Here is a 20766-nt window from a genome sequence, read left to right as displayed (position 1 = left end):
GGTCTGTGCCTCAGTTGCCGATCGTCTTGTCCCAGTTGTTCTGGAGCCACTCGGTGATGCGGGTGGAGTCGTCGTTGGTGTAGGAGACCGGCTCGCCTTCGATGGTGATGGCGTCCTTCAGAGTGGCCTGGTCGACGGTGCCGTCTTCCTTCATGGAATCGAGCAGCACCGGGTTGGCGCCGCCCTTGAACCACAGGTTCTGGGCGTCGGCGGTGTACAGGTACTCCTCCCACAGGCGGGCGGCGGCCGGGTGCGGCGCGTCCTTGTTGATGGCCTGGTTGTAGTAGCTGACGACCTGGGCCTTCGGGAAGGTCTTGTACTTCCAGTTCACGCCCTTGTCCTTGAGCTCCTTCTTGTAGGAGGCCTGGTTGTAGGTCCAGTCGAAGACCACGCCGGTCTGGCCGGAGTCGATGGTGCCGTTGGTCACGTCGACGGTGGTCAGGTTGCCGGCTTCCTTGAGCTTCTTGAAGTAGTCAAGGCCGGGCTGCAGGTTGTTGATGTCGCCACCGGCGAGCTGGTTGGCCATCAGGTAGCCGTTGAAGGCGGCGCCAGCCTCGGCGGGCTTGCCGTTGAGGGCCACGGTGCCGGCGAACTTCGGGTCGAGCAGGTCGTCCAGGGAGCTGATGTCGCCGTACTTGTCGGCGTTCCAGCCCACGGACATGATGCCGGTGTAGTCGGCGTAGTAGGCGCCGTCGGCGTCCTTGGCGGTGTCCGGGATCTTGTCCCAGGCCTGCACCTTGTACGGGGCGAAGTAGTCGGTGGAGGTGGCGGCGATGGCCTGGCCGACATCGAAGACGTCGGGGGCGGCGTCGGTGCCCTTGTTGGTCTTGGCGGCGTCGAGCTCTTCCTTGGATGAGGCGTTCGGGTTGAGCTCGGTGACCTTGATCTCCGGGTACTTCTTCTTGAAGCTCTCGATGACCTCGCCGTAGTTGGACCAGTCGTGCGGAAGGGCGATGACGTTCAGCGCGCCCTCTTCCTTGGCGGCCTTCTCGAGGTCTTCCATGGTGCCGAAGTCGGCGAGGGAGGTGGCTTTGGCGGACTTTTCGTTCACGGTGACGGCCTTGCCGGTGCTTTCGCCGGTGCCATCGGAGGAGGCGTTGCTCGAGCCGCAGGCGGCCATCGAGAACGCGAGCACGGCGGCGAGGGAGCCGGCCGCGATCTTACGCAGGTTGTTCATAATGTTCCTTTTCTCAACATCATCCAGACGACAGTCTGGGGAGTCGGGCTTGGTATGCGCGGCATTCGCGCGGCCCGTGAATCCAAGAAAAGAAACTATGCGCCTAATCTGTCCTGACACTGGCGCGCAAGTGAATTGCGTTCGCCATTTGCTGTACGCCTGTTGAACTTAGGAAAACTTGGCATGAATTACTGACAGGTATGGGCGATGTGTCAATAGCGGAACCGGCCTGCGGCCGATTCCGCACCACACTTACCTCAGCACGCCCTCAATCAATCGCGTGATGAGTTCGGTGTAGCTCACTCCGGTGGCATCCCAAGCCTTGGGATACATGGAAATCGGCGTGAAGCCGGGCATGGTGTTGATTTCGTTGACCATCACCGTGCCATCAGGCGTCACGAAGGTGTCCACACGGCTCAAGCCGGCACCATCCACGGCCTTGAACGCGCGACGGGCCACGTCACGCACGTCCTCAAGCACGCTGACCGGCAGATTGGCAGGCACTTCCACGTGGCTGGCGGAGGCATCCATGTACTTGGAGTCGAAATCGTAGAACTGGTCGTCGTTCTGATGATCGAGCACGATTTCGCCGGGCCAGCTGGCCTCGGGCTCGTCACCGGCCTTCGGGCACAGCACGGCACATTCGATTTCGCGACCATCAATCCCCTGTTCGACGAGCACCTTCCAGTCGTGCTCGCCGGCGGTGGCGATGGCGGCGGCCAGACGATCCTGCTGGGTCTCGCGGTCATCGGCTTTCTCGACTTTGGTCACACCGAAGCTGGAGCCTGCGCGCGAAGGCTTGACAAACAGCGGATAAGTAAGACCGGCGTCCTCGATCTCGGCAAGCACATCGGCGGCGGTGAAGTTGCGCGCATCGACCGTCACACCGGGCGCGGTGGGAATGCCGGCGGCATCCAGTACCACCTTGGTGTAATGCTTATCCATGCAGGCGGCGGAAGCAAACACTCCGCACCCCACGTACGGCACACCCATCATTTCCAGCAGGCCTTGAACCGTACCATCCTCGCCATAGGGGCCGTGCAGCACCGGCAGTACCGCGTCCACATGGCCAAGGGAGGTCAGCACATGGTGCATTTCCGGGTCGGACATGCTGACGAAGCTGGTGCCGAAGCCGGAATCGGCGGAATTGATGTGGCTGGGCTCGCCGATGAAGAAACCGTCCTGTCCGCGAGAGGGGTCAAGCATCACCGGGCGCGATTCCGGGGTGATCTTTACGGTCGGCAGCTCGCCGCCGTCCAAGTTCCAGCCACGCGGATCTTCGCCATTGATGATCCACTTGCCGTCCTTGGTGATGCCGACCGGAATCGGCTCGAACCGTTCAGTGTCCATGGCCCCCAGCACACCGGCAGTGGAGATGCAGGAAATCGAATGCTCGTCTGCACGCCCACCATAGAGCACCACAACACGCTTCTTGGCCATAACCATCCTTTTGTTGAAACTACAACCGTTTTCAAGCCTATGCTTTGCACCGCCAACCGGACCGAACCGCGCTCGGAACGCCGCGCACAAGAGACGCACACCAGTCTACTCGTGCACGTCAACGACGTATACGCCACGCGACTTTGCACGTACAACGTATACGCCACGTATACGTCGCTTCTCTCGTTATTCGCCGGTAACCTCGTGACCGAACAGTCCGGCAAGCATCTCCGAGCAGGAAATGCCTTCGTTCAGCACGCGGCTCATCTGATACGCCAACGGGGTCGGCACATCAAGCTGATCGCCAAGAGCCACCACCGCATCCGTGGTGGGCACGCCTTCGGCCACACCGTTGCTGACCTTGGTGGCCTCTTCGACCGTCAATCCCTTGCCGAGATTCGCGCCGAACGTATAGTTACGAGACAGCGAAGAGCCACAGGTGGCGATGAGATCGCCCACACCGGCCAAGCCGAAGAAGGTCTTGGGATCGGCGCCAGCGGCTACGCCCAGCGCGGTCAGTTCGGCCAGTCCACGAGTTTCGATCATGGCTGCGGTGTTCTCACCGTAGCCGGCACCACGGGCCATGCCCACGGCCAGCGCGGTCACGTTCTTCAGGCTGCCGCACATTTCCAGGCCGATGACGTCGGTGGTCACGAACGGCTTGAAATAGGAGGTGGTGCATGCCTCGGCCACCTTCGTGGCATTATCGAGGTTCGTGCAAGCCACCACGGTGGCGGCGGGATGACGATCGGCGATTTCCTTGGACAGGTTCGGTCCGGAAATGGCGGCGAACCGGTCGGCCGGCAAGTCAAGGGATTCGCGGACGACTTCGTCCATACGCTTGTTGGTGCCACGCTCGATGCCCTTCATCAGGCTGACGACGATGGCGTGATCGGGAATCAGTCCCTTGAATTCGACGAGTGCCACTCGCGCGAACTGCGCGGCGATGGCCACGACTACGATGTCCGCGTTCTTGACGGCTTCGGCGCGATCCCCAGTGGCGGTCATGTTGTCCGGCAACTTTTCGACGGACGGCAGGCGCACGGCGTTGTGGTGGTGATCGCGAATGCCCTCGACAATCTGCTGCTCCTTGGCCCACATGGTCACCGTGTTGCCTGCGTCCGCCAGCACTTGGCCGAAAGCAGTACCCCATGCTCCTGCACCGAGAACCGTTATATTTTTACCCATATCAAATTCCTACCTTCGCTTGTCGCGCAACTTCATCGGCACAATCTTGTGCCATGCTACTCGCCTAGGCTCCCCGTACGGGAACCGGTGCGGCTACTTCTCAGCCGGGAACGGGCCGCCGGCTTCAGGCCAAGGCTTACGACTCATACTGCGGTAGTCCCAGTAGCCTTCAGCGGGGAACTGCTCGCCACGAATTTCCTCCAGTACTGTGTTCATGCGTTTGAGCACGCGCCACATCAGCTCGTTCACGGCCTCGGCAGGCGGCTCTTCACCCCATGAGTCCATGTCGGCAAGCAAATCGGAGTAATCGAGCGCATGGTCATAGCACATCACCACGTTTTTGCGCGGCCATGGCCACCAGTGGTTGATGGAGGCGGCACCCCACGTCACCGCCGGGTACAGCGGCACCTGATGCCCCAGTCTGCGCGAGGATTCAAGGGCGATATATCCCACGCCCTCCTTAATGCTCATCACCCACTTTTTCGGGTCGCGGGTCACGGTGCCTTCCGGCCAGACCGTCAGCGGGCGGCCGGACGTCAGAATATCAATCGAGGTCTCTTCGATCTGCTTGGCCTTGCCCGAATGACGCTGCACCGGCTGCATGCCGACCAACTGGAACCACTTGCCGATCAATGGCCACTTCGCCATCTCGGCCTTGGCCATGTAACGGGGGCGGCGGCCCATGTGGAACAGGCTCATCATTGGCACGAACACATCAAACATGGTGACATGACTGGCGGCGGTGATGAACGGTCCGGTTTCCGGCACCTGTTCCAAGCCCCAGGCCTTGGTCTTGCAGCTGGCGCGGAACACAATGGACACCCCTCCCAGCAGTCGTTTGGTGGCCTTGGGATTCTGGGCGTTGATTTCCGGCTGATTGGGCGTGCGGGGGCCGGTCGGGTAATACTGTGTCGAGTCCACAAGCGTGTGGCGGGCGGCCAGACGCTTGACCTGCTCATCACTCAGCGGGCTTACGGCCGAACGCGGCGACGGTTTTCCTTTGGATGCCATGGTCTCTATTGTGGCACGGACCACCGCCCAACGATTCCAGCGCAACGTTCCCGGGAACGTGTCGCGGAACCACACCTCGCACCCCCGCCCAGCGAAACATTCCCCGGAATGCGTCGCACAATACGCGGCGGCCCGTCTGCACACACCATGCGCGCAGACGGGCCGCCGGGGAAACGTTCGAATCACTCCACCGCGATGGCGTCAATCTCCACGAGCGCGCCCTTGGGAATCATGTTGTTGCCAAAGGCCACGCGGGCGGGCTTGACGGAGCCGATGAACGCCTCAGCGTAACGTGCGTCCACTTCCTTGAAGTCCTCGACGTTCTTCAGGTAGATGGTGGCACGGCACACATGCTCAATGCCGGTACCGGCAGTGTCGAGAATGTGCTTAATATTCTTCAGCGCCTGTGCAGCCTGCTCTCCAGCGGTCTCGCCCGCCAGTTCGCCGGTGGCCGGATCAATGCCCAGCTGGCCGGATACGAACACGAAGCCATTGGCCTTCACCGCCTGGCTGTATGCGCCCAGCGCGGCCGGCGCCTCGGAAGTGGCTACGGCTTCCATCTTTTCGCTCATATTGTGCTCCTTCTCATCTTGGGGGCGCCCACCTGCTGCGGCCGGCGCCGGTACACATCACCACCGGCTACGACCAATCGCACGATCAGCAACGATTGGCAATGCCGATTACGTAGCAGTCTACTGAGCAAAGTCGCGTTTAGCGCGCATGATGCCCGGCATACGGCCATCAACAGACTATTCCTTGCTATTCCAGACGATTCCAGACGATTCCAGACGATTCCAGACGATTCGGCTACCGTTCTCGCCAAACCGGACGGTTTTTCCACGACCCAAGCGAGCCGGCATCACCGGCCTTGCCATTGCCGACACCAGCACCAGCCTTGCACGCGCCGAATATGCAAAAGGCTTCCGGCGGTTAGCCGAAAGCCATGCTGGTGGGCTTGATGGGGATCGAACCCACGACCTTCTGTTCCGGAGACAGACGCTCTATCCACTGAGCTACAAACCCGAGCAACTTCTTTACTGTACACCACATCACGTTGCATGCGGCACATACGTCGCCAAAATAACGAGAAAATCGCCATTATCGGCTCTACAATGGGGTTATGTCGGAACCTACAGATGACTTCGAATACGAACGCCGCTTCTTCTGCCGCGAACTGCCGGCGGAATACGACGACGGCGACGCCCCGACCCTCATCATTCAGAGCTACTACGTGCATGCCGACAATTACGCCTTGCGCGTGCGGCTGGTCTCGCGCAAGGTTCACGTCGACATGACGCCCGACGTAAATCCGGTGGCCGTGCTGGACGAATACCGCGACCGGTTCTCGGAAGCATATGTCACCGTCAAAGGTCCGTCCGTGGGCGGCACGCGCTACGAAGTCGAGCGCGAAATCGATACGCGTATCGCGGCCGAACTCATCAAGCGCGGCGGCTCGGTAATCATCAAGAACCGGTATTCCGTGTGGATTGAGGAAGACGGCTGGAGCGTGGACGTGTTCGGCGGGCCGAACGCGCCGCTGATCGTAGCCGAGGCCGAACGATCCGGGCCGGTTACCAATCTGACGATTCCGAAATTCTGCATCACCGAAATCACCGATCAGGCGCGATTCAATAACGATGGTCTCGCCAACCGTCCGTTCTGTAAGTGGGCGGATGATTTCGAGGAGGAACTGGCGCTGGAGGGGCCAAGGTTCCAGCAATATTTCGGGAAGAATCGGATGGTTTAGGGGAAGCAATCAAGTACGCTCGCGCGCTCCCCTCAGTCATCTACGCCTGACAGCTCCCCTCAAAGAGGGGAGCCAAAACCAATCAGTACATGAGGGTGGCTAGGCGACGGCGGGCGCGGGCCAGACGCGGGTCGGTGGGTTCGGGGATGGTGAAGTATTCGAGCAGACGCTTGCGAACCTGCTCGATATCGGCCTTGTGCCCGGCGGCCAAAAAGTCCAGCAAACGGTCGAAAGCGTCTTGAATCTGGCCACCGATCATGTCGATATCAGCCACAGCCAACTGCGCTTCCACATCGTCCGGCGCTGCGGCGGCAGCGGCACGCACGTCACGTACATCAGCGGACCCGGAGCGGGCCAGCAACAGCGCCTTCGCACGTTCGCGGGCAGCCAGTGCATCGGACGGGTCGGATCCGAGCACGCGCTCGTATTCGGCGGCGGCACCGGCGTAATCGCCCTCCTCGGCCAAACGATGGGCTTCGGCATGCTCCGGCGGCACCTGCTCAGCACCCGCGACGGCACCGGTGGCACCAGCGCTCTTGGCGGCATCGGAATCAGGATCACCCGAGTACGGCGCGGTACCGTTCACACCAGACTGCGCGGCGGCCTCAATAATCTTCGGAATCACCTCGTCAGTAAGTTGCTTGAGCTCGTCGTCACCCGGAAGGCCCTGCAACAGCGGCATCGGACGGCCGGCAATCAACGCGAACAGTGCGGGCGCGCCCTGCACCTGCAACGCTTGGGCAATCGAAGGATTGGACGAGATATCGATACGGGAGAGCTGAATCTGGCCGTTCAGGGCGTTCACCGCGTCGCCCAACGCACGGGCCATCGGGAACAGGCGGTCATCGGTCGGTATCCACAGGAGCAGCAGGATCGGGAAGGTCGCAGAAGTCTGCACCATTGCCTGGAAGGTGTTTTCGGTGGTGTCGATCACGTACCCACCAGCGGCAGGAGCGCCACCCGCCTGGCCGGGCTTGGCCTTGACCTGATGCTTCAGCGCCTCCAAATCGACGGCGCCCGCCAATGAGACTCCCGGATTGAACTGCTGCTCTGCCATAATGCCTCCCGATTCCACGCGATTCGCGTACAACAACAATCACATTTGCTGACATTGATTGTAATGCCGATTCCCACCACGTAGGGATTCTTCCACTACGCGGTGAAATTCCCACCACGTAGCAAAACGCCCACCACGATGTGACTCAAAACGGCACCATTGTGCGAAAGGTAAAACTTACCGACATCGTGGTGGATGAATCATATCGTGGTGGGGCGTTAACCGCGCGGTGGGCGGCGGCAACAACTACAGCGCTTCGACCTTTACCGGCTGACGGTCGGCACCCACGGCGGTGATTTGCTCACCGGAGCTTGCCAACGGAATGTACAAGGCCACCACGTTCACATACGTGACCTTCATGGTGCTGGTGTACTTGTCGCTATTGAACAGCGCCTTCTCGTCGTCGGAAGCCGGCTGCGATTCGCGGCCATCCCCTGCCTTGCGAGTCCATTCGCCGTTAATACGGCCAACCACCAGATCACCGGCACCGTCTGCAGCACGCATCACCCACATCTGTTCAGGCACAGCGGTGAATTTTTGCTCCTGCGTACCGTTGTTGCGTTGCATACCTTCCTGCACCTTGGCCGTGGTATTGGCCAGTTCCTGGCGCAGCAAATCGTCTGCGAACTTGGAAGCGTATTGGCTCTTGGAGCCGTTCTGCAGTACATCGGCGTATTGGGCCAAGGCATCGGCGGGAGCGGCCACCAGCTTCTCATCCTTTGCGGTGCCCATCTGCGAGCCAATAGTCGGAATCTCGAACTTCGGCAGCTTGGCGCCCTCAAACAGTCGAGCCATAGCCATCAGCTTGTAATTCTGCTGGGCGGATTCCTGATCGAAGACCAGCAAACGCTTGGACTGCTGATCTTCGGTGGTGGTCGTGATGGTGAACACCGAGCGAGGCCATCCGTCGTCCGTAGGAATCACCGTCTGGGCGATGTCCTTGGGAATGGTCGCATATTCGGACATACCGCCGCCACGCTGATTGATCGTGGTCTGGCTGATGCGAATGTCCAGCTGGGGCCCGCCCATAACGGTCGCATACCCATCGGGATTCTTGGCCTGATCGGCTTCATCGATCGTCTTGAGAATCTTCAGACGAATCTTCTTCTCCTGCGCCTCGGTCAAATCCGGCGCAACCTTGGTGGAGGTATCAGCAGCCGGCGTCGGCAGTTGGCCTTCACAGGCGGTCAACGGCACGACCAACGCCATGCAGGCGAGGGCGGACACACACAGTTTGTTCCATCGCTTGTTCATCAGCTTTCCTCCTGTCCGTCATCGGCCGAGTCGTCTCCGGTATTGACCTCTTGGGCCAAGCGGGAGAAGTAGGCCTGCAGTTCGTCAGGGGTGATTACCGAAGTCGATTCGTTATCGCCGGCGCTGAGGCCGGGCTCAGCGCCGCTTTCGGCACCGGTCTGCTGGTCGGCGACCAGGTTACGCGAACTTGGGTCGATGATAACCGGTGTTTCGGTGGCTTCAGATTGCGAGGATTGCGAGGACGCACGGCCCGAACGCCGATGTGTGGCGTGACGGCGACGATTACGTCGACTTGCACCATCCGGCTTCCCGGACACTGCGATGCTGGCGGGTGCCTCTTCCTCGATTACGGCGCTTGCCATGCCTTCCACCATGCGCTTGCGGCGCTTATGCGGCGGCATGGCGAACACGGAGGCGCACAGTACGGCCAGCACGGCCAGCAATCCGCCGGACAGATAGAACGGCATCGCAAAGTCCGGCACTTCGGAGCGCACCCAGTGCAGCTGCACCTTGGCGTTGGTGACATTTTCGCCCAAATCCACAATGGCTACCGTCGAGGCGCCGGTCTTCTTGCTCTTCAGCGAAACGGACCCAGTGCCGCATTTCACGGCAGTCCACATATCGGAATCCTTGAACGACACCGCGTCATCGGCACTGGTAGGCGCTCCCTGACTCGTGCTGCTTCCCTTCTGGGTGCTCAGCTCGCTCCATGATGCCAATCCGGTGATGCGGGTATAGGACTTCTCGGACGCGACCCATCCGGCAACATCCTTGGACGAACCCAACGCCACGCACGCCTCGTCCTGAGAGGATCCCGAGTCCACGGTTATCGTGGCATTCTGATCCAACAAGGTCAGCACATTCGGATCAGTGACGACATACCGGGAGCCGCTCATGGTTGCGGAAGCGGTGATTTCAGTGGAGGGCTTCCACATCGTGGCATTCATGTACCCCAACACCACAGCCGCCACGGCCAATAGTCCGAAGATAGGCGTCACCACTCCACGCATGATTTTGGCATGACGGGATGGACGCTTGGCGCCCTTATCCGGTCTTGTAGTCTGTTCTTCAGCACTCATAACTCAACCATTCTACAATCTTCACCTGTTTATTACCTAGGAGCGCAGAAAATCAAGGTTTACCAGTAGGGTGATGTGTCATGCGTAAGTCTGTTAAGTCTATGTTATCCCCCCTCGGCAAGGCCGTTGCCCTTGCCTGCTCGCTGGCGATGTGCGTGTCGCTGGCTGCCTGCTCCAGTTCGAGCTCGGACTCGAAATCCTCTTCTTCCGATTCCTCTTCATCTTCCGACTCTTCTGACAAGAAGGGCCAAATTGCCGGCGTGACCGCCAAGGGCAAGCTCGGCGAGAAGCCGACCATCTCCTTTAATACGCCGATGACCGTGTCCGACGGCTCTTATGTGGTGCTGCAGAAGGGCGATGGCGACGTGATCGAGGAGGGCGACCGCGTCTGCGCCCAAGGCATCGCGCTCAACGTTAAAGACGGAACCGAGCTCATGGACACCTGGACCAAGAACACGCCGGATTGCTCGCTGAAGGTGGATTCCAAGACCCTCTCCTCGACCTACTACAACCAGATCAAGGGTGCCAAGATCAACACCACGATTGGCTTTGGCGTCAACGCTCAGGATTCGTCCGGGTACTCTTACATTCTGGCGATGACGTTTGTGTCCAAGTCCAAGGACTTGGAGAAGGCCACTGGCGAGGAAGTCAAGGATGTGCCGGCCAATCTGCCGAAGGTGACGCGAGCCAAAAACGGCGAGCCGTCCATCGACATGAACGGTCAGGGTTCGGTTGATTCGCTGATCTCGCAGACGCTGATCAAGGGTAACGGCGCCAAGCTGACCGACAAGAACACCGTGGTGGTCAAGTACACCGGTTGGCTTACGAATGGCAAGCAGTTCGATTCGTCCTGGGATCGCGATTCCACAATCGACGCCGATCTGTTCAGCGATTCCAGCGGCCAGCATCAGGTTATCGAGGGCTGGCAGAAGGGTCTGGTCGGCCAGACCGTCGGCTCTCAGGTTCTGCTGGTGATTCCGCCGGATCAGGCCTATGGAGATAAGGAGCAAGGTCCGATTCCCGCCAACTCCACGTTGGTCTTCGTAATCGATATTCTCGCCGCGTACTAAAAGATATAGCAGGGGCTCCCTCTGATGAGGGAGCCCCTGCTATATCTAGAACAGCCTGAGACTGTCGTCCTCGGTGCCTTTCATATCGTCGTAATCGAGGATGAGGCAGGTGAAGCCGCGGTCTTTGGCCAAGACCTGGGCTTGCGGCGTGATGGTTTGTGCGGCGAAGATGCCGTGCACCGGGGCCAGCAGCGGATCTCGATTGAGCAGTTCGCAGTAGCGAGTCAGCTGCTCGACGCCATCAATGCCGCCGTGACGTTTGATTTCCACAGCCACATGCTCGCCCTCGGCATTCACGGCCATAATATCCACTGGGCCAATGGCGGTCGGGTATTCGCGACGCACCAGCTTGGCTCCCTTGCCGATACGCTCGATTTGCTCGGCCAGATAGCGCTGCAGATGGTCTTCCACGCCATCCTTGATGAGACCCGGATCTTCGCCCAGATCATAGGTTTGGTCGGAATAGATATGCTGCAGCGTCACTTCAAGAATGTCCGAACCCTTGTCGGCGCTGACACGTAGCACCTTTTCCGGCTCACCAGCGGCGACACTTTCCGGGGAATGCGTCGCAGAATCACCATCCACAGCCCCACCAGCGACACTTTCCCGGGAATGTTGCGCGGATTTGGCGGCTGGGTCGATCTCACGAATCGTGCAGGGCGCGGTCATCCAGTTCAGCGGCTTGTAGGAGCCCAATTCGGAGAAAATCAACAGGCTGGAATCGGCCTTGATCAGCAATACGCGCTTGGCCAGGGGCAGTGAGGCGTTGAGGCGGCCCGAATACTCGGCCGAACAGTCGGCAACAATAACTCGCATAGGCCACCACTGTAGCGCAACACATGGCATACATAGCAAAAGGGGCTCTCTGGAAAACCAGAGAGCCCCTTAAGGAGTTGGTTCAGGTCACTCGGCGGTGCCGGAGTACTGGACGTCGTGGCCGCGCTCGACCGCCACGGTGAGTTTGTTCGAGTCGAAGGAAATGAATCCGTCGGTCACCTCGAACATGTGGCGATCGCCATCGGGCTCAACCACGGTGAGCGTACCCTGCTTGATCACCGTGAGCACAGGCTCATGGTCGGGCAGGATGCCCATGCCGCCCTCAGAGGCGGGAATGGTCACGCTCGTCGCCTCGCCGTGCCACACAGGGTGGTCAGCGGCGACGATGTTGACCTTCATCGTGGTTTTTTCCGCAGCCATCACGCACCCAGTTCCTTCTGCATGTTGTGCCACTTCTCTTCGAGGTCGTCGATGCCGCCGATGCCGGAGAACGCCTGCTCCGGGACGTCGTCGTACACGCCGTCGCAGATGCGGGTGAAGGCTTCGATGGTCTCGTCGGCCGGCACGTAGGAGCCGGGGCGACCGGTGAACTTCTCAGCCACATAGAAGTTCTGGCCGAGGAACTGCTCGATCTTACGAGCACGGTTCACGGTGGTCTTGTCCTCTTCGCCGAGCTCGTCGATACCGATCAGGGCGATGATGTCCTGCAGCTCCTTGTTACGCTGCAGAATCGCCTTGACGCGGTTGGCGCAGTCGTAGTGAGCCTGGCCCACGTAACGCGGATCGAGGATTCGCGAGGTGGAGCTCAGCGGGTCCACAGCCGGGTAGATACCCTTGGAGGCAATGTCACGAGAAAGCTCGGTGGTTGCATCCAAGTGGGCGAAGGTCGTGGCCGGGGCCGGGTCGGTGTAATCATCGGCCGGCACGTAAATGGCCTGCAACGAGGTGATCGAGTGACCACGGGTCGAGGTGATGCGCTCCTGGAGGGAACCCATCTCATCGGCCAGGTTCGGCTGGTAACCCACGGCGGAAGGCATACGACCCAGCAGGGTGGACACCTCGGAACCGGCCTGGGTGAAGCGGAAGATGTTGTCGATGAACAGCAGCACGTCCTGGTTCTGCACGTCACGGAAGTACTCTGCCATGGTCAGTGCGGTCAGCGGGACACGCAGACGGGTACCCGGCTGCTCATCCATCTGGCCGAAGACCAGTGCGGTCTTCTCAAGCACGCCGGCCTCGGCCATTTCGCCGATCAGATCGTTACCCTCACGGGTACGCTCGCCGACGCCAGCGAACACGGACACACCACCGTGGTTCTGGGCCACGCGCTGAATCATTTCCTGAATCAGCACGGTCTTGCCCACACCTGCACCACCGAACAGACCGATCTTGCCGCCCTGCACGTACGGGGTCAGCAGATCGATGACCTTGATGCCCGTTTCGAACATCTGGGTCTTGGACTCCAGCTGATCGAAGGCCGGCGGGTTGCGGTGGATAGGCCAACGCTCGGAGACGGTGATGGTCTCATCCGGCTTCTTGTTGAGGATGTTACCGGACACGTCGAAGACGTGGCCCTTGGTCACGTCGCCGACCGGCACGGAGATCGGGGCGCCGGTGTCGGAGACGGAGGCACCACGAACCAGGCCGTCGGTGGGCTTCAGAGCGACGCAACGGACCGTGGAATCACCGAGGTGCTGTTCGACCTCGAGGGTGATCTCGGTCTCCTTCGCCTCGCCTTCTTCCTTGGCGCTGGTGTTGACGATCGTTACTTTCAGGGCGTTGTAGATGTCGGGCAGATGACCCACCGGGAATTCAACGTCGATAACCGAGCCCTGGACGCGGGTGACGCGACCGTTGGTAGGCTCGGCCGCAGTGGTCTGGTTGTCAGCCATATGCGTTCCTACTCTTCCTTCTTGGTCAGCGCGTCAGCGCTGCCGATGATTTCGGTAAGTTCCTGGGTGATCGAGGCCTGGCGGGAAGCGTTGAGCTTGCGCGTAAGGTCGTCGATCAGGTTTCGTGCGTTGTCGGTTGCCGTGTGCATGGCGTTCTGGCGGCTTGCGGTTTCCGACGCGGCCGCGGTCAGCAGGCACTCGTGGATACGGGACTGAATGTACTTCGGCAGAATCGCATCCAGTACCTTTTCGAGGCTGGGCTCGAAAGTGTACAGCGGAGCGACATCCGCAGTAGCCGGTGCCTCTTCATCAGGATCGGGCACCTTGGTCTCGTTTTTCACGATTTCGACCGGCAGCATGCGCAGCACGCGCACCTTCTGCACCACCATGTTGATGAACTCGGTGTAGACGATGTAGAGTTCGGAAACTCCACCCTTCTCAGCCGGCTTCATGTAGGCGTCCATCAAGGTGTTGGAGATCGTTTCAGCAATTTCCACGCCGGGCTGGTCGGTGTCGCCTTCCCACGTCGCCGCGATGTCACGATTACGGTACTTGTAGTACGTCGAACCGCGACGCCCGTACACGAACAGCTCCGGCTGCTTGCCTGCCGCATCGAGGCGGGACAGCAGCGACTCCGTTTCACGGATAATCGAAGAGGTGTACGGGCCGGCCATACCACGATCCGAGGTGAGGGCGAGAACAGCCACGCGCGGGTTCTTCTCGTCCTTCACCGCGATCGGATGCGTGATATGGGTGTGGGCCACCAACGCTTGCACGGCATCGAAAATCGCATCGGTGTACGGCTTCGCGTTCAGGGCCACATCACGGGCCTTGGCGATATGCGAAGACGCGATCATCTCCTGAGCGTTGAAGATCTTCGCCAACGACTCGGTGGAGCGGATGCGTGATTTCAATGCGAGTTGCGAGCCCATGGCTTACTTTTCTCCCGCCACGATCTTTTCCTGATCGACCGGCGCGGCCTTGTCAACGTCCGGCTTCTTCTCGACCAGCGGCTTGCCGGCGGAAGAGACGAACGTCGAACGGAACTCGTCCACGGCCTTATCGAGGGCAGCCTCGGTGTCGGCGGTGAATTCCTCGGTCTCGCGAATGGTCTTGAGGATATCGGTGTTGTGGTCGATGTAGTCCAGCAGTCCCTGCTCGAACGGAAGGACGTCCTTCAGGTCGAGGTCGTCGAGCTTGCCGTGGGTGCCGGTCCATACGGACACGACTTCCTGTTCCGGCGAGTACGGGTGGAACTGCGGCTGCTTCAACAGCTCGGTCAGGTGGGCACCACGGGTCAGCTGGGCCTTGGAAGCCGCATCCAGATCGGAGGCGAACATGGCGAAGGATTCCAGCGAACGGTACTGTGCCAGGGAGATCTTCAGCGTACCGGAGACCTTCTTCAGAGCCTTGGTCTGTGCGGCGCCACCGACTCGAGAGACGGAGATACCGACGTCCACGGCGGGGCGCTGGTTGGCGTTGAACAGATCGGACTGCAGGAAGATCTGGCCGTCAGTGATGGAGATCACGTTGGTCGGGATGTAGGCGGACACATCGTTCGCCTTGGTCTCGACGATCGGCAGACCCGTCATCGAACCGCCGCCCAGGTCATCGGAGACCTTGGCGCAACGTTCGAGCAGGCGGGAGTGCAGGTAGAACACATCACCCGGGTAGGCTTCACGCCCCGGCGGGCGGCGCAGCAGCAGGGAAATCGAACGATAGGCCTCTGCCTGCTTGGACAAGTCATCGAAGACGATGAGCACATGCTTGCCGTTGTACATCCAGTGCTGGCCGATGGCCGAGCCGGTGTACGGGGCGATGTACTTGAAGCCAGCGGAATCGGCTGCCGGGGAGGCCACGATGGTGGTGTACTCCATGGCGCCGGCGTCTTCCAGGCTCTGCTTCACCGAGGCGATGGTGGAGCCCTTCTGGCCGATGGCCACGTAGATGCAGCGGACCTGCTTCTTCGGGTCGCCGGATTCCCAGTTGGCCTTCTGGTTGATGATGGTATCGATCGCGATGGCGGTCTTACCGGTCTGGCGGTCGCCGATGATGAGCTGGCGCTGGCCGCGGCCGATCGGGGTCATCGCGTCGATGGCCTTGAGGCCGGTGGACAGCGGCTCGTCGACCGGGTGGCGGTGCATCACGTCGGGGGCCTGGGCTTCGAGGATACGACGACCCTCAATGCCCTGGATCTCGCCGAGGCCGTCGAGCGGCTTGCCCAGCGGGTCCACGACGCGGCCGAGATAGCCGTCGCCGACGGGCACGGAAAGCACTTCGCCGGTGCGTCGCACTTCCTGGCCTTCCTCAATTCCAGCGAAATCGCCGAGGATCACCACGCCGATCTCACGGGCGTCAAGGTTGAACGCCAGGCCGAGCGTGCCGTCTTCGAACGTCAGCAGCTCATTGGCCATGCAACCAGGCAATCCCGTCACGTGTGCAATGCCGTCACCGGCCGTGGCGACATAGCCCACTTCCTGGGTGGGGGTGTCGCTCGGCTTGTACGACGACACGAAGTCGTCGAGGGCCTTGCGAATCGAGGCGGGATCGATGGTCAGTTCTGCCATGATCACTCCTTCTATTGGTTATTGTTCAGTCAAGTCTTTGCTTGTGTGTGGTGTTGGACGGATTGGCTCGGCCGGTCAGGCCGGAGTCGCCTCCGTCTGCACCTTGCGATGCAAGTTCTGCAGCTGTGCGACCACGGTGTTGTCCGTGACTTCGTCGCCCACCTGGATGCGCATGCCACCCAGCACGGTCGGGTCGACCACCGAGTTGATGTGCACCTGACGGCCCACCTTGGCGGAGTAGACCTCGACCAGTCGCTTGATCTGCTCCTTCTTCAGCGGGGTGGCGGTGGTCACGGTGACCATCGACTCGCCCATGTGGCGGGAGAACTTGTTGATCAGCCACTGGATGGTCTCCAAGTAGCGGCGGCGGCGCAGGTTGCAAGTGGCGTGTTCGGCGAGCCTCATGGTGACCTTGTTCAGGGTCTTGCCAGAGAACACCTCGCGGAACAGCTTCACACGGGCCTCGCTGGTGGCCTGGTAGTCGTACAGCTTGGCGCGTACGACCGGCAGGTTCAGCAGTGCGGAATGCAGCTCGGACAGCTCGATGGATACCTGCAGCGTGGCGTCAGTGGCGTCCGCGTAGTACATCATGGCGTCCACGCCGAAGTCTTCCACTGCGTTGGCGATGTCGCGCGCACGGCTCCAACGGCGGGAGACCAAGTCAGTCATGATCTCCATGGTCATCGGATGCGCGTTGTCACCGAGCAGTTCCTTCAGGACGGCCACCTTGTCGGCAACCGGGCGGGACGGGTCGGTCAGTGCGCGCTCCAGCTGAATGCTGTCATCGAGCACCTTGGTGATCGTGAACAGTTCGTTGCCGATCCGCCACGCGTCCTCACGGGTGTCGCGCAGTTTCGGGGCCAGCGAATCACGCGACTCGCGGTCTGCAATACGTGATGCCTCTCCTCGCATGGTCACCTCCCTTTCTGGTTACGGATGGTCACGGTCACTTCTTGGCGCCCAGGTCGTCGATCATCGAATCGATCATCGAGGACTGCACGTCGTTGTCTTCCAGCTTGGCACCGAGGATCTTGCCGGCCAGGGCGGTGGCAAGTGCGCCGACCTCGCCCTTGAGCGAGACGATGGCCTGCTGGTGCTGGGATTCGATCGAGCGCTGTGCGGATGCGGTGATCTGGGCCGCATCGGACTCGGCGCGGGAACGAGCGTCGGCGATGATGTGGGACGCTTCCGCACGGGCGTCGTCGCGAATCTTGGCGGCGTCCACACGGGCGGTGCTCAGCTGGGCCTCATACTTGGCCTTGGCCTCGTCGGCGTCCTTCCTAGCCTGCTCCGCCTTGGCGATGTTGCCCTGAATCTTGGCGGCGCGCTCGTCGAAGATCGCATTGAACTTCGGCATGAAGAACTTGTAGAAGAACACCGCAACGATGACAAGAATGATCAGCGACCATACGATGTCATAAACCTCAGGAATGAACAGGTCAATCCCGCTTGCTGCTTGTGTCATCAAGCCCTCCTTTCAGTGATGGACATAATCGGTTTTCGTCTGTTGATCTGCGCAGATCAGATGATCAGGGCGGCGACGAAGCCGATCAGTGCCAGCACCTCGACCAGAGCCAGGCCGATGAACATGATGGTCTGGATCTTGCCGGACATCTCAGGCTGACGAGCGGTGGATTCCATGGCCTTGCCGAAGAGGATGCCCAGACCAATGCCAGGGCCAAGAGTACCGATACCGTAACCGATGACGGACAGGTTGCCGGCGACCTCTGCGAGGGTGATGATATCCATTGTGTTTCCTTTCTAACGTACTTGGCGACGTTATAAATCTTGGGGTTTGGTCGGTCTGCGATTTTCCCAGACCGGGGACCGGAAGCGGCGGGTTAGTCGCCCGTCACTCTTCCGGGAAGCTCAGGTTGATGTACACGGTGGAAAGAATCGCGAAGACGTAGGCTTGCAGGAAGGCGACGAACGCCTCGAAGCAAGTCATGGCGAAACCACCGGCGAACCACAGCGCACCCACCGGGATGCCCTGCAGCTTGTTGACCGCGTCAACCATCCAGAACTGTGCGAACGCCAGGCAGGTGGCGACCATAAGGTGGCCGGAAACCATGTTGGCGAACAGACGGATGGTCAGGGAGGCCGGGCGGATGATCAACAGCTCAAGCAGGTTGATCGGAGCCAGCAGGAAATAGACCGGCCACGGCACACCGGGGGTGAACAGCTCGTGGCGCAGATAGTGGCCGAGGCCCTGCGAGCGGATGGCGGCGATCCAGTACTGGATCAGTGTCCAGACAGCGAACACGAGCGGCATGACCACCGTGGCGTTGGCCGCCATGTTCATACCTGGAATGATGCCGCACAGGTTGAAAATGAAGATCGTGAAGAACAGGGTGGTGATCATCGGCACGTAGCGCTTGCCACGGGCCTCACCCATCACGTCATACACGACCTTGTCGCGCACGAAGTCGAGACCGTACTCGACTACGCCCTGCCAACGGCCGGGGATGAGCTTGGCGCGCTTTGCGGTCACGCCGAGCACCACCAACAGCACGATGGTTGCCACGATACGAATCAAAATAATGCGGTTGATGGCAAACGGAGTTCCCTGGAACAGAATCTCCGGGGGAAGGAAGTCATCAACCGAGGGCAGATGAGCGCCTGCCTCGTCAGCCAACAGCAATCCTGCGCTGAGCGAACCGACCATATCACGCCTCCTGCTTCTTCAATGTCAGGTGTCAGTTTAAACCCACCGGGCAGGCAAATGTGACGTGCTCGTTACTTTCGTCTTTTTTTGTCTCCTCGGTGTGGAGTCTGCCGGGCATGGACACGGAGTCTGCGCTGGGCATTCGGCTCCGAATGACTGAAGAGTGATTATTTGCCTGCGTCTAGACAATGTCAATATTATACCGGCGAGTCTCCTGAAATCCCTACTGCTGCAAGGTTTTCCCGGGCGTTTCGCGAACGTTGTGCACTATTGGTCGCATTACGCGGATGTGTGGCATTACGTTCATCAAGCCGTCCACATCGTGGACGAACAACCGTCCACGCTACGAACGCAACCTCCAACAGTAGCTCCCTCTGATGGGCCGAGCCGTGAAGGAGAAGCAAAGGAGCTCCCCGTCGAGGGGAGCTGTCGTCGTAGGCGACTGAGGGGAGATCGTAGGCTCAGCCCTGAATCACCCCATACCCGTCATGCACAAACGGCTTGAAATCATCCTGGCGCGGCCCGCCCGGCTCATGCCGAATCGAACGATCAGTACCGAGCTTCTTCTCAGCCCTGAGCTGCGGCACCTCGGTCAGGTCATACGGCGTGGTCTGGTACACCCAGTTGAGCCAGTTGCGCCACAGCAGATTGGCGTGGGCGCGCCAGGCGAACAACGGTTCCAGCTTCGGATCGTCATGCGGGAAGTAGTTCTTCGGGAAGGGCACGTTGGTCATGCCCTTGGCCATATCGCGCTCGTATTCTTCGGCGAGCGTGTACTTGCCGTACTCCCAATGGCCGAGCGCGAACACTTCGGAGAAGTCACGCGTGGCGATCAGGCCCGGGCCGGACTGCGGCCCCCAAGTCAAGATCTGAAGGTCATGGTTGGCACGTACCTCGTTTTCGTTCACGCCGGCGAGGCGGGAGTGCGGCTGCAGATCAATCTCGTCGAAGCCATTGGTCAGGAAGCAGTATTCATCCTGCAGGTACTGCGGGAATACGCCGAAAATCTTCTCGGGGTAATCCACCTTGTGGATGCCGTAGCGGTAGTACAGTGCGCCCATCGCACCCCAGCACAGGTACATGGTGGAGAACACATGGGTGGAGGCCCAGTCGAGAATCGTCTTGAACTCGTCCCAGTAGTCCACATCTTCGAACGGCATATGCTCTACAGGCGCGCCGGTGACCACAAAACCGTCGTAATAGTTGTCTTTGAACGCATCGAGGTTTTCGTAGAACTTGACGAGATGATCGGCGGAAACGTGCGTGGCCTCATGCGTGGAGGTCTTCATGAAGTCGATTTCGACCTGCAGCGGCGACTTGGAAATCAGACGCAGCAGCTGTGTTTCAGTCTCGATTTTCTTAGGCATCAAGTTCAGGATCACCAGTTTGAGCGGGCGGACGCGCTGACGCTCCGCCTCGGGCTTCTCCAGAGCGAAGATGCGCTCCGAATCGAGGATATCTCTGGCCGGCAGGCCACTGGGGATCTTGATAGGCATGTTCCTATTATGTCAATATTCGGGATAACGGTTCAGGGCATTCCTATAACGGCCATTTATGGCGCGTTATTACCCCGACTCCGACTCCGCCCCAAACCCCTCGCTGCGTGAGCCAATTCACGTTTTAAAACCGCGGGAAGATGACGCGACACGCCGATGTTGACTTTCTGAAATCTGCACCTATTGTAGATAGAGCTGTCTGAGAGACAAGCCGACGCGGGGTGGAGCAGCTCGGTAGCTCGCTGGGCTCATAACCCAGAGGTCCATGGTTCAAATCCATGCCCCGCTACGAACGTGGTTATATGGCCGCTGATTTCGGTACCGAAATCAGCGGCCTTTCCGTTTA

The 20766-nt window shown here is 60.1% G+C and carries 20 protein-coding genes and 2 tRNA genes; 3 read left to right on the top strand and 19 right to left on the bottom strand.

Annotated elements, in window-relative coordinates:
- Window positions 1-10: 10 nt before the first annotated feature.
- The 6 genes from BLLJ_RS01385 to BLLJ_RS01360 all read right to left on the bottom strand — a co-directional run bounded on the left by BLLJ_RS01385 (window position 11) and on the right by BLLJ_RS01360 (window position 5839).
- A complete protein-coding gene (locus BLLJ_RS01385) occupies window positions 11-1177 on the bottom strand; it encodes an ABC transporter substrate-binding protein (protein ID WP_007051466.1) in 1167 nt (388 codons plus the stop codon).
- Window positions 1178-1429: 252 nt separating this feature from the next.
- Entirely contained in the window at window positions 1430-2617 is a 1188-nt protein-coding gene (locus BLLJ_RS01380; protein ID WP_007055652.1) for a D-alanine--D-alanine ligase family protein, read from the bottom strand.
- 186 nt (window positions 2618-2803) lie between these two features.
- The gene (locus BLLJ_RS01375; protein WP_007051468.1) at window positions 2804-3805 is read right to left on the bottom strand and encodes an NAD(P)H-dependent glycerol-3-phosphate dehydrogenase; all 1002 of its coding nucleotides are present in this window, start codon (window positions 3803-3805) and stop codon (window positions 2804-2806) included.
- A gap of 93 nt (window positions 3806-3898) precedes the next feature.
- Window positions 3899-4816 carry a lysophospholipid acyltransferase family protein gene (locus BLLJ_RS01370; RefSeq protein ID WP_010081634.1) on the bottom strand — a complete coding sequence of 306 codons (918 nt, stop codon included), beginning with the start codon at window positions 4814-4816 and terminating at the stop codon, window positions 3899-3901.
- A 182-nt stretch (window positions 4817-4998) separates the two neighbouring features.
- Window positions 4999-5388, bottom strand: coding sequence for a Rid family detoxifying hydrolase (locus tag BLLJ_RS01365; RefSeq protein WP_007054771.1), 390 nt, complete (start codon window positions 5386-5388; stop codon window positions 4999-5001).
- 375 nt (window positions 5389-5763) lie between these two features.
- Window positions 5764-5839, bottom strand: a tRNA-Arg gene (locus tag BLLJ_RS01360).
- A gap of 97 nt (window positions 5840-5936) precedes the next feature.
- On the opposite strand from BLLJ_RS01360, the gene BLLJ_RS01355 reads away from it, so the two are divergent.
- Window positions 5937-6563, top strand: a complete 627-nt coding sequence (locus BLLJ_RS01355) for a CYTH domain-containing protein (protein WP_007054770.1) — start codon at window positions 5937-5939, stop codon at window positions 6561-6563.
- Between the two features lie 82 nt (window positions 6564-6645).
- Here the strand turns inward: BLLJ_RS01355 and BLLJ_RS01350 are convergent, their stop codons facing one another.
- From BLLJ_RS01350 to BLLJ_RS01340, 3 genes are all read right to left on the bottom strand, one after another.
- The gene (locus BLLJ_RS01350) at window positions 6646-7620 is read right to left on the bottom strand and encodes a tetratricopeptide repeat protein (protein WP_032740584.1); all 975 of its coding nucleotides are present in this window, start codon (window positions 7618-7620) and stop codon (window positions 6646-6648) included.
- Window positions 7621-7866: 246 nt separating this feature from the next.
- Window positions 7867-8874, bottom strand: a complete 1008-nt coding sequence (locus BLLJ_RS01345; protein WP_007057698.1) for a hypothetical protein — start codon at window positions 8872-8874, stop codon at window positions 7867-7869.
- On the bottom strand, window positions 8874-9953 hold the full coding sequence (locus tag BLLJ_RS01340) for a hypothetical protein (protein WP_007051474.1): 1080 nt from the start codon (window positions 9951-9953) through the stop codon (window positions 8874-8876). The genes BLLJ_RS01345 and BLLJ_RS01340 overlap by 1 nt, the downstream gene beginning before the upstream one ends.
- 80 nt (window positions 9954-10033) lie before the next feature.
- On the opposite strand from BLLJ_RS01340, the gene BLLJ_RS01335 reads away from it, so the two are divergent.
- On the top strand, window positions 10034-11023 hold the full coding sequence (locus BLLJ_RS01335; RefSeq protein ID WP_007051475.1) for an FKBP-type peptidyl-prolyl cis-trans isomerase: 990 nt from the start codon (window positions 10034-10036) through the stop codon (window positions 11021-11023).
- 45 nt (window positions 11024-11068) lie between these two features.
- Here the strand turns inward: BLLJ_RS01335 and nucS are convergent, their stop codons facing one another.
- The 10 genes from nucS to BLLJ_RS01285 all read right to left on the bottom strand — a co-directional run bounded on the left by nucS (window position 11069) and on the right by BLLJ_RS01285 (window position 20420).
- Window positions 11069-11839, bottom strand: coding sequence for an endonuclease NucS (nucS, locus tag BLLJ_RS01330; protein ID WP_007051476.1), 771 nt, complete (start codon window positions 11837-11839; stop codon window positions 11069-11071).
- A gap of 87 nt (window positions 11840-11926) precedes the next feature.
- Window positions 11927-12220: a F0F1 ATP synthase subunit epsilon gene (locus tag BLLJ_RS01325; protein WP_007054766.1), complete on the bottom strand. Its 294-nt coding sequence runs from the start codon at window positions 12218-12220 to the stop codon at window positions 11927-11929.
- On the bottom strand, window positions 12220-13692 hold the full coding sequence (gene atpD / locus BLLJ_RS01320) for a F0F1 ATP synthase subunit beta (RefSeq protein WP_007051478.1): 1473 nt from the start codon (window positions 13690-13692) through the stop codon (window positions 12220-12222). Before atpD ends, BLLJ_RS01325 begins: the two co-directional genes overlap by 1 nt.
- 8 nt (window positions 13693-13700) lie before the next feature.
- On the bottom strand, window positions 13701-14624 hold the full coding sequence (locus tag BLLJ_RS01315; protein WP_007051479.1) for a F0F1 ATP synthase subunit gamma: 924 nt from the start codon (window positions 14622-14624) through the stop codon (window positions 13701-13703).
- A 3-nt stretch (window positions 14625-14627) separates the two neighbouring features.
- Window positions 14628-16259, bottom strand: a complete 1632-nt coding sequence (gene atpA, locus BLLJ_RS01310; RefSeq protein WP_007051480.1) for a F0F1 ATP synthase subunit alpha — start codon at window positions 16257-16259, stop codon at window positions 14628-14630.
- A 75-nt stretch (window positions 16260-16334) separates the two neighbouring features.
- The gene (locus tag BLLJ_RS01305) at window positions 16335-17171 is read right to left on the bottom strand and encodes a F0F1 ATP synthase subunit delta (RefSeq protein ID WP_007054765.1); all 837 of its coding nucleotides are present in this window, start codon (window positions 17169-17171) and stop codon (window positions 16335-16337) included.
- Window positions 17172-17205: 34 nt separating this feature from the next.
- Window positions 17206-17724, bottom strand: coding sequence for a F0F1 ATP synthase subunit B (locus tag BLLJ_RS01300; protein ID WP_007051482.1), 519 nt, complete (start codon window positions 17722-17724; stop codon window positions 17206-17208).
- 56 nt (window positions 17725-17780) lie between these two features.
- Entirely contained in the window at window positions 17781-18008 is a 228-nt protein-coding gene (gene atpE / locus BLLJ_RS01295; RefSeq protein WP_003831420.1) for an ATP synthase F0 subunit C, read from the bottom strand.
- A 103-nt stretch (window positions 18009-18111) separates the two neighbouring features.
- Window positions 18112-18924 carry a F0F1 ATP synthase subunit A gene (atpB, locus tag BLLJ_RS01290; protein WP_007051483.1) on the bottom strand — a complete coding sequence of 271 codons (813 nt, stop codon included), beginning with the start codon at window positions 18922-18924 and terminating at the stop codon, window positions 18112-18114.
- A gap of 461 nt (window positions 18925-19385) precedes the next feature.
- On the bottom strand, window positions 19386-20420 hold the full coding sequence (locus tag BLLJ_RS01285; protein ID WP_007051484.1) for a homoserine O-succinyltransferase: 1035 nt from the start codon (window positions 20418-20420) through the stop codon (window positions 19386-19388).
- Window positions 20421-20635: 215 nt separating this feature from the next.
- Here BLLJ_RS01285 and BLLJ_RS01280 point away from each other — a divergent pair.
- Window positions 20636-20709: transfer RNA gene (locus BLLJ_RS01280), tRNA-Met, on the top strand.
- Window positions 20710-20766: the final 57 nt, after the last annotated feature.

This window comes from Bifidobacterium longum subsp. longum JCM 1217 (assembly GCF_000196555.1).
Classification (GTDB): domain Bacteria; phylum Actinomycetota; class Actinomycetes; order Actinomycetales; family Bifidobacteriaceae; genus Bifidobacterium; species Bifidobacterium longum.
The sequence above is the reverse complement of the archived record's forward strand: the minus strand, read 5'-3'. Positions and strand labels throughout refer to the sequence as shown.

Coding starts and splice junctions, on each gene's coding strand:
- BLLJ_RS01325 (WP_007054766.1), bottom strand. CDS start 12,220: ATGGCTGCGGAAAAAACCACGATGAAGGTCAACATCGTCGCCGCTGAC.
- BLLJ_RS01385 (WP_007051466.1), bottom strand. CDS start 1,177: ATGAACAACCTGCGTAAGATCGCGGCCGGCTCCCTCGCCGCCGTGCTC.
- BLLJ_RS01375 (WP_007051468.1), bottom strand. CDS start 3,805: ATGGGTAAAAATATAACGGTTCTCGGTGCAGGAGCATGGGGTACTGCT.
- BLLJ_RS01305 (WP_007054765.1), bottom strand. CDS start 17,171: ATGCGAGGAGAGGCATCACGTATTGCAGACCGCGAGTCGCGTGATTCG.
- BLLJ_RS01370 (WP_010081634.1), bottom strand. CDS start 4,816: ATGGCATCCAAAGGAAAACCGTCGCCGCGTTCGGCCGTAAGCCCGCTG.
- atpB (WP_007051483.1), bottom strand. CDS start 18,924: ATGGTCGGTTCGCTCAGCGCAGGATTGCTGTTGGCTGACGAGGCAGGC.
- BLLJ_RS01340 (WP_007051474.1), bottom strand. CDS start 9,953: ATGAGTGCTGAAGAACAGACTACAAGACCGGATAAGGGCGCCAAGCGT.
- BLLJ_RS01285 (WP_007051484.1), bottom strand. CDS start 20,420: ATGCCTATCAAGATCCCCAGTGGCCTGCCGGCCAGAGATATCCTCGAT.
- BLLJ_RS01380 (WP_007055652.1), bottom strand. CDS start 2,617: ATGGCCAAGAAGCGTGTTGTGGTGCTCTATGGTGGGCGTGCAGACGAG.
- nucS (WP_007051476.1), bottom strand. CDS start 11,839: ATGCGAGTTATTGTTGCCGACTGTTCGGCCGAGTATTCGGGCCGCCTC.
- BLLJ_RS01335 (WP_007051475.1), top strand. CDS start 10,034: ATGCGTAAGTCTGTTAAGTCTATGTTATCCCCCCTCGGCAAGGCCGTT.
- BLLJ_RS01345 (WP_007057698.1), bottom strand. CDS start 8,874: ATGAACAAGCGATGGAACAAACTGTGTGTGTCCGCCCTCGCCTGCATG.
- atpA (WP_007051480.1), bottom strand. CDS start 16,259: ATGGCAGAACTGACCATCGATCCCGCCTCGATTCGCAAGGCCCTCGAC.
- BLLJ_RS01315 (WP_007051479.1), bottom strand. CDS start 14,624: ATGGGCTCGCAACTCGCATTGAAATCACGCATCCGCTCCACCGAGTCG.
- atpD (WP_007051478.1), bottom strand. CDS start 13,692: ATGGCTGACAACCAGACCACTGCGGCCGAGCCTACCAACGGTCGCGTC.
- BLLJ_RS01300 (WP_007051482.1), bottom strand. CDS start 17,724: ATGACACAAGCAGCAAGCGGGATTGACCTGTTCATTCCTGAGGTTTAT.
- BLLJ_RS01365 (WP_007054771.1), bottom strand. CDS start 5,388: ATGAGCGAAAAGATGGAAGCCGTAGCCACTTCCGAGGCGCCGGCCGCG.
- BLLJ_RS01350 (WP_032740584.1), bottom strand. CDS start 7,620: ATGGCAGAGCAGCAGTTCAATCCGGGAGTCTCATTGGCGGGCGCCGTC.
- BLLJ_RS01355 (WP_007054770.1), top strand. CDS start 5,937: ATGTCGGAACCTACAGATGACTTCGAATACGAACGCCGCTTCTTCTGC.
- atpE (WP_003831420.1), bottom strand. CDS start 18,008: ATGGATATCATCACCCTCGCAGAGGTCGCCGGCAACCTGTCCGTCATC.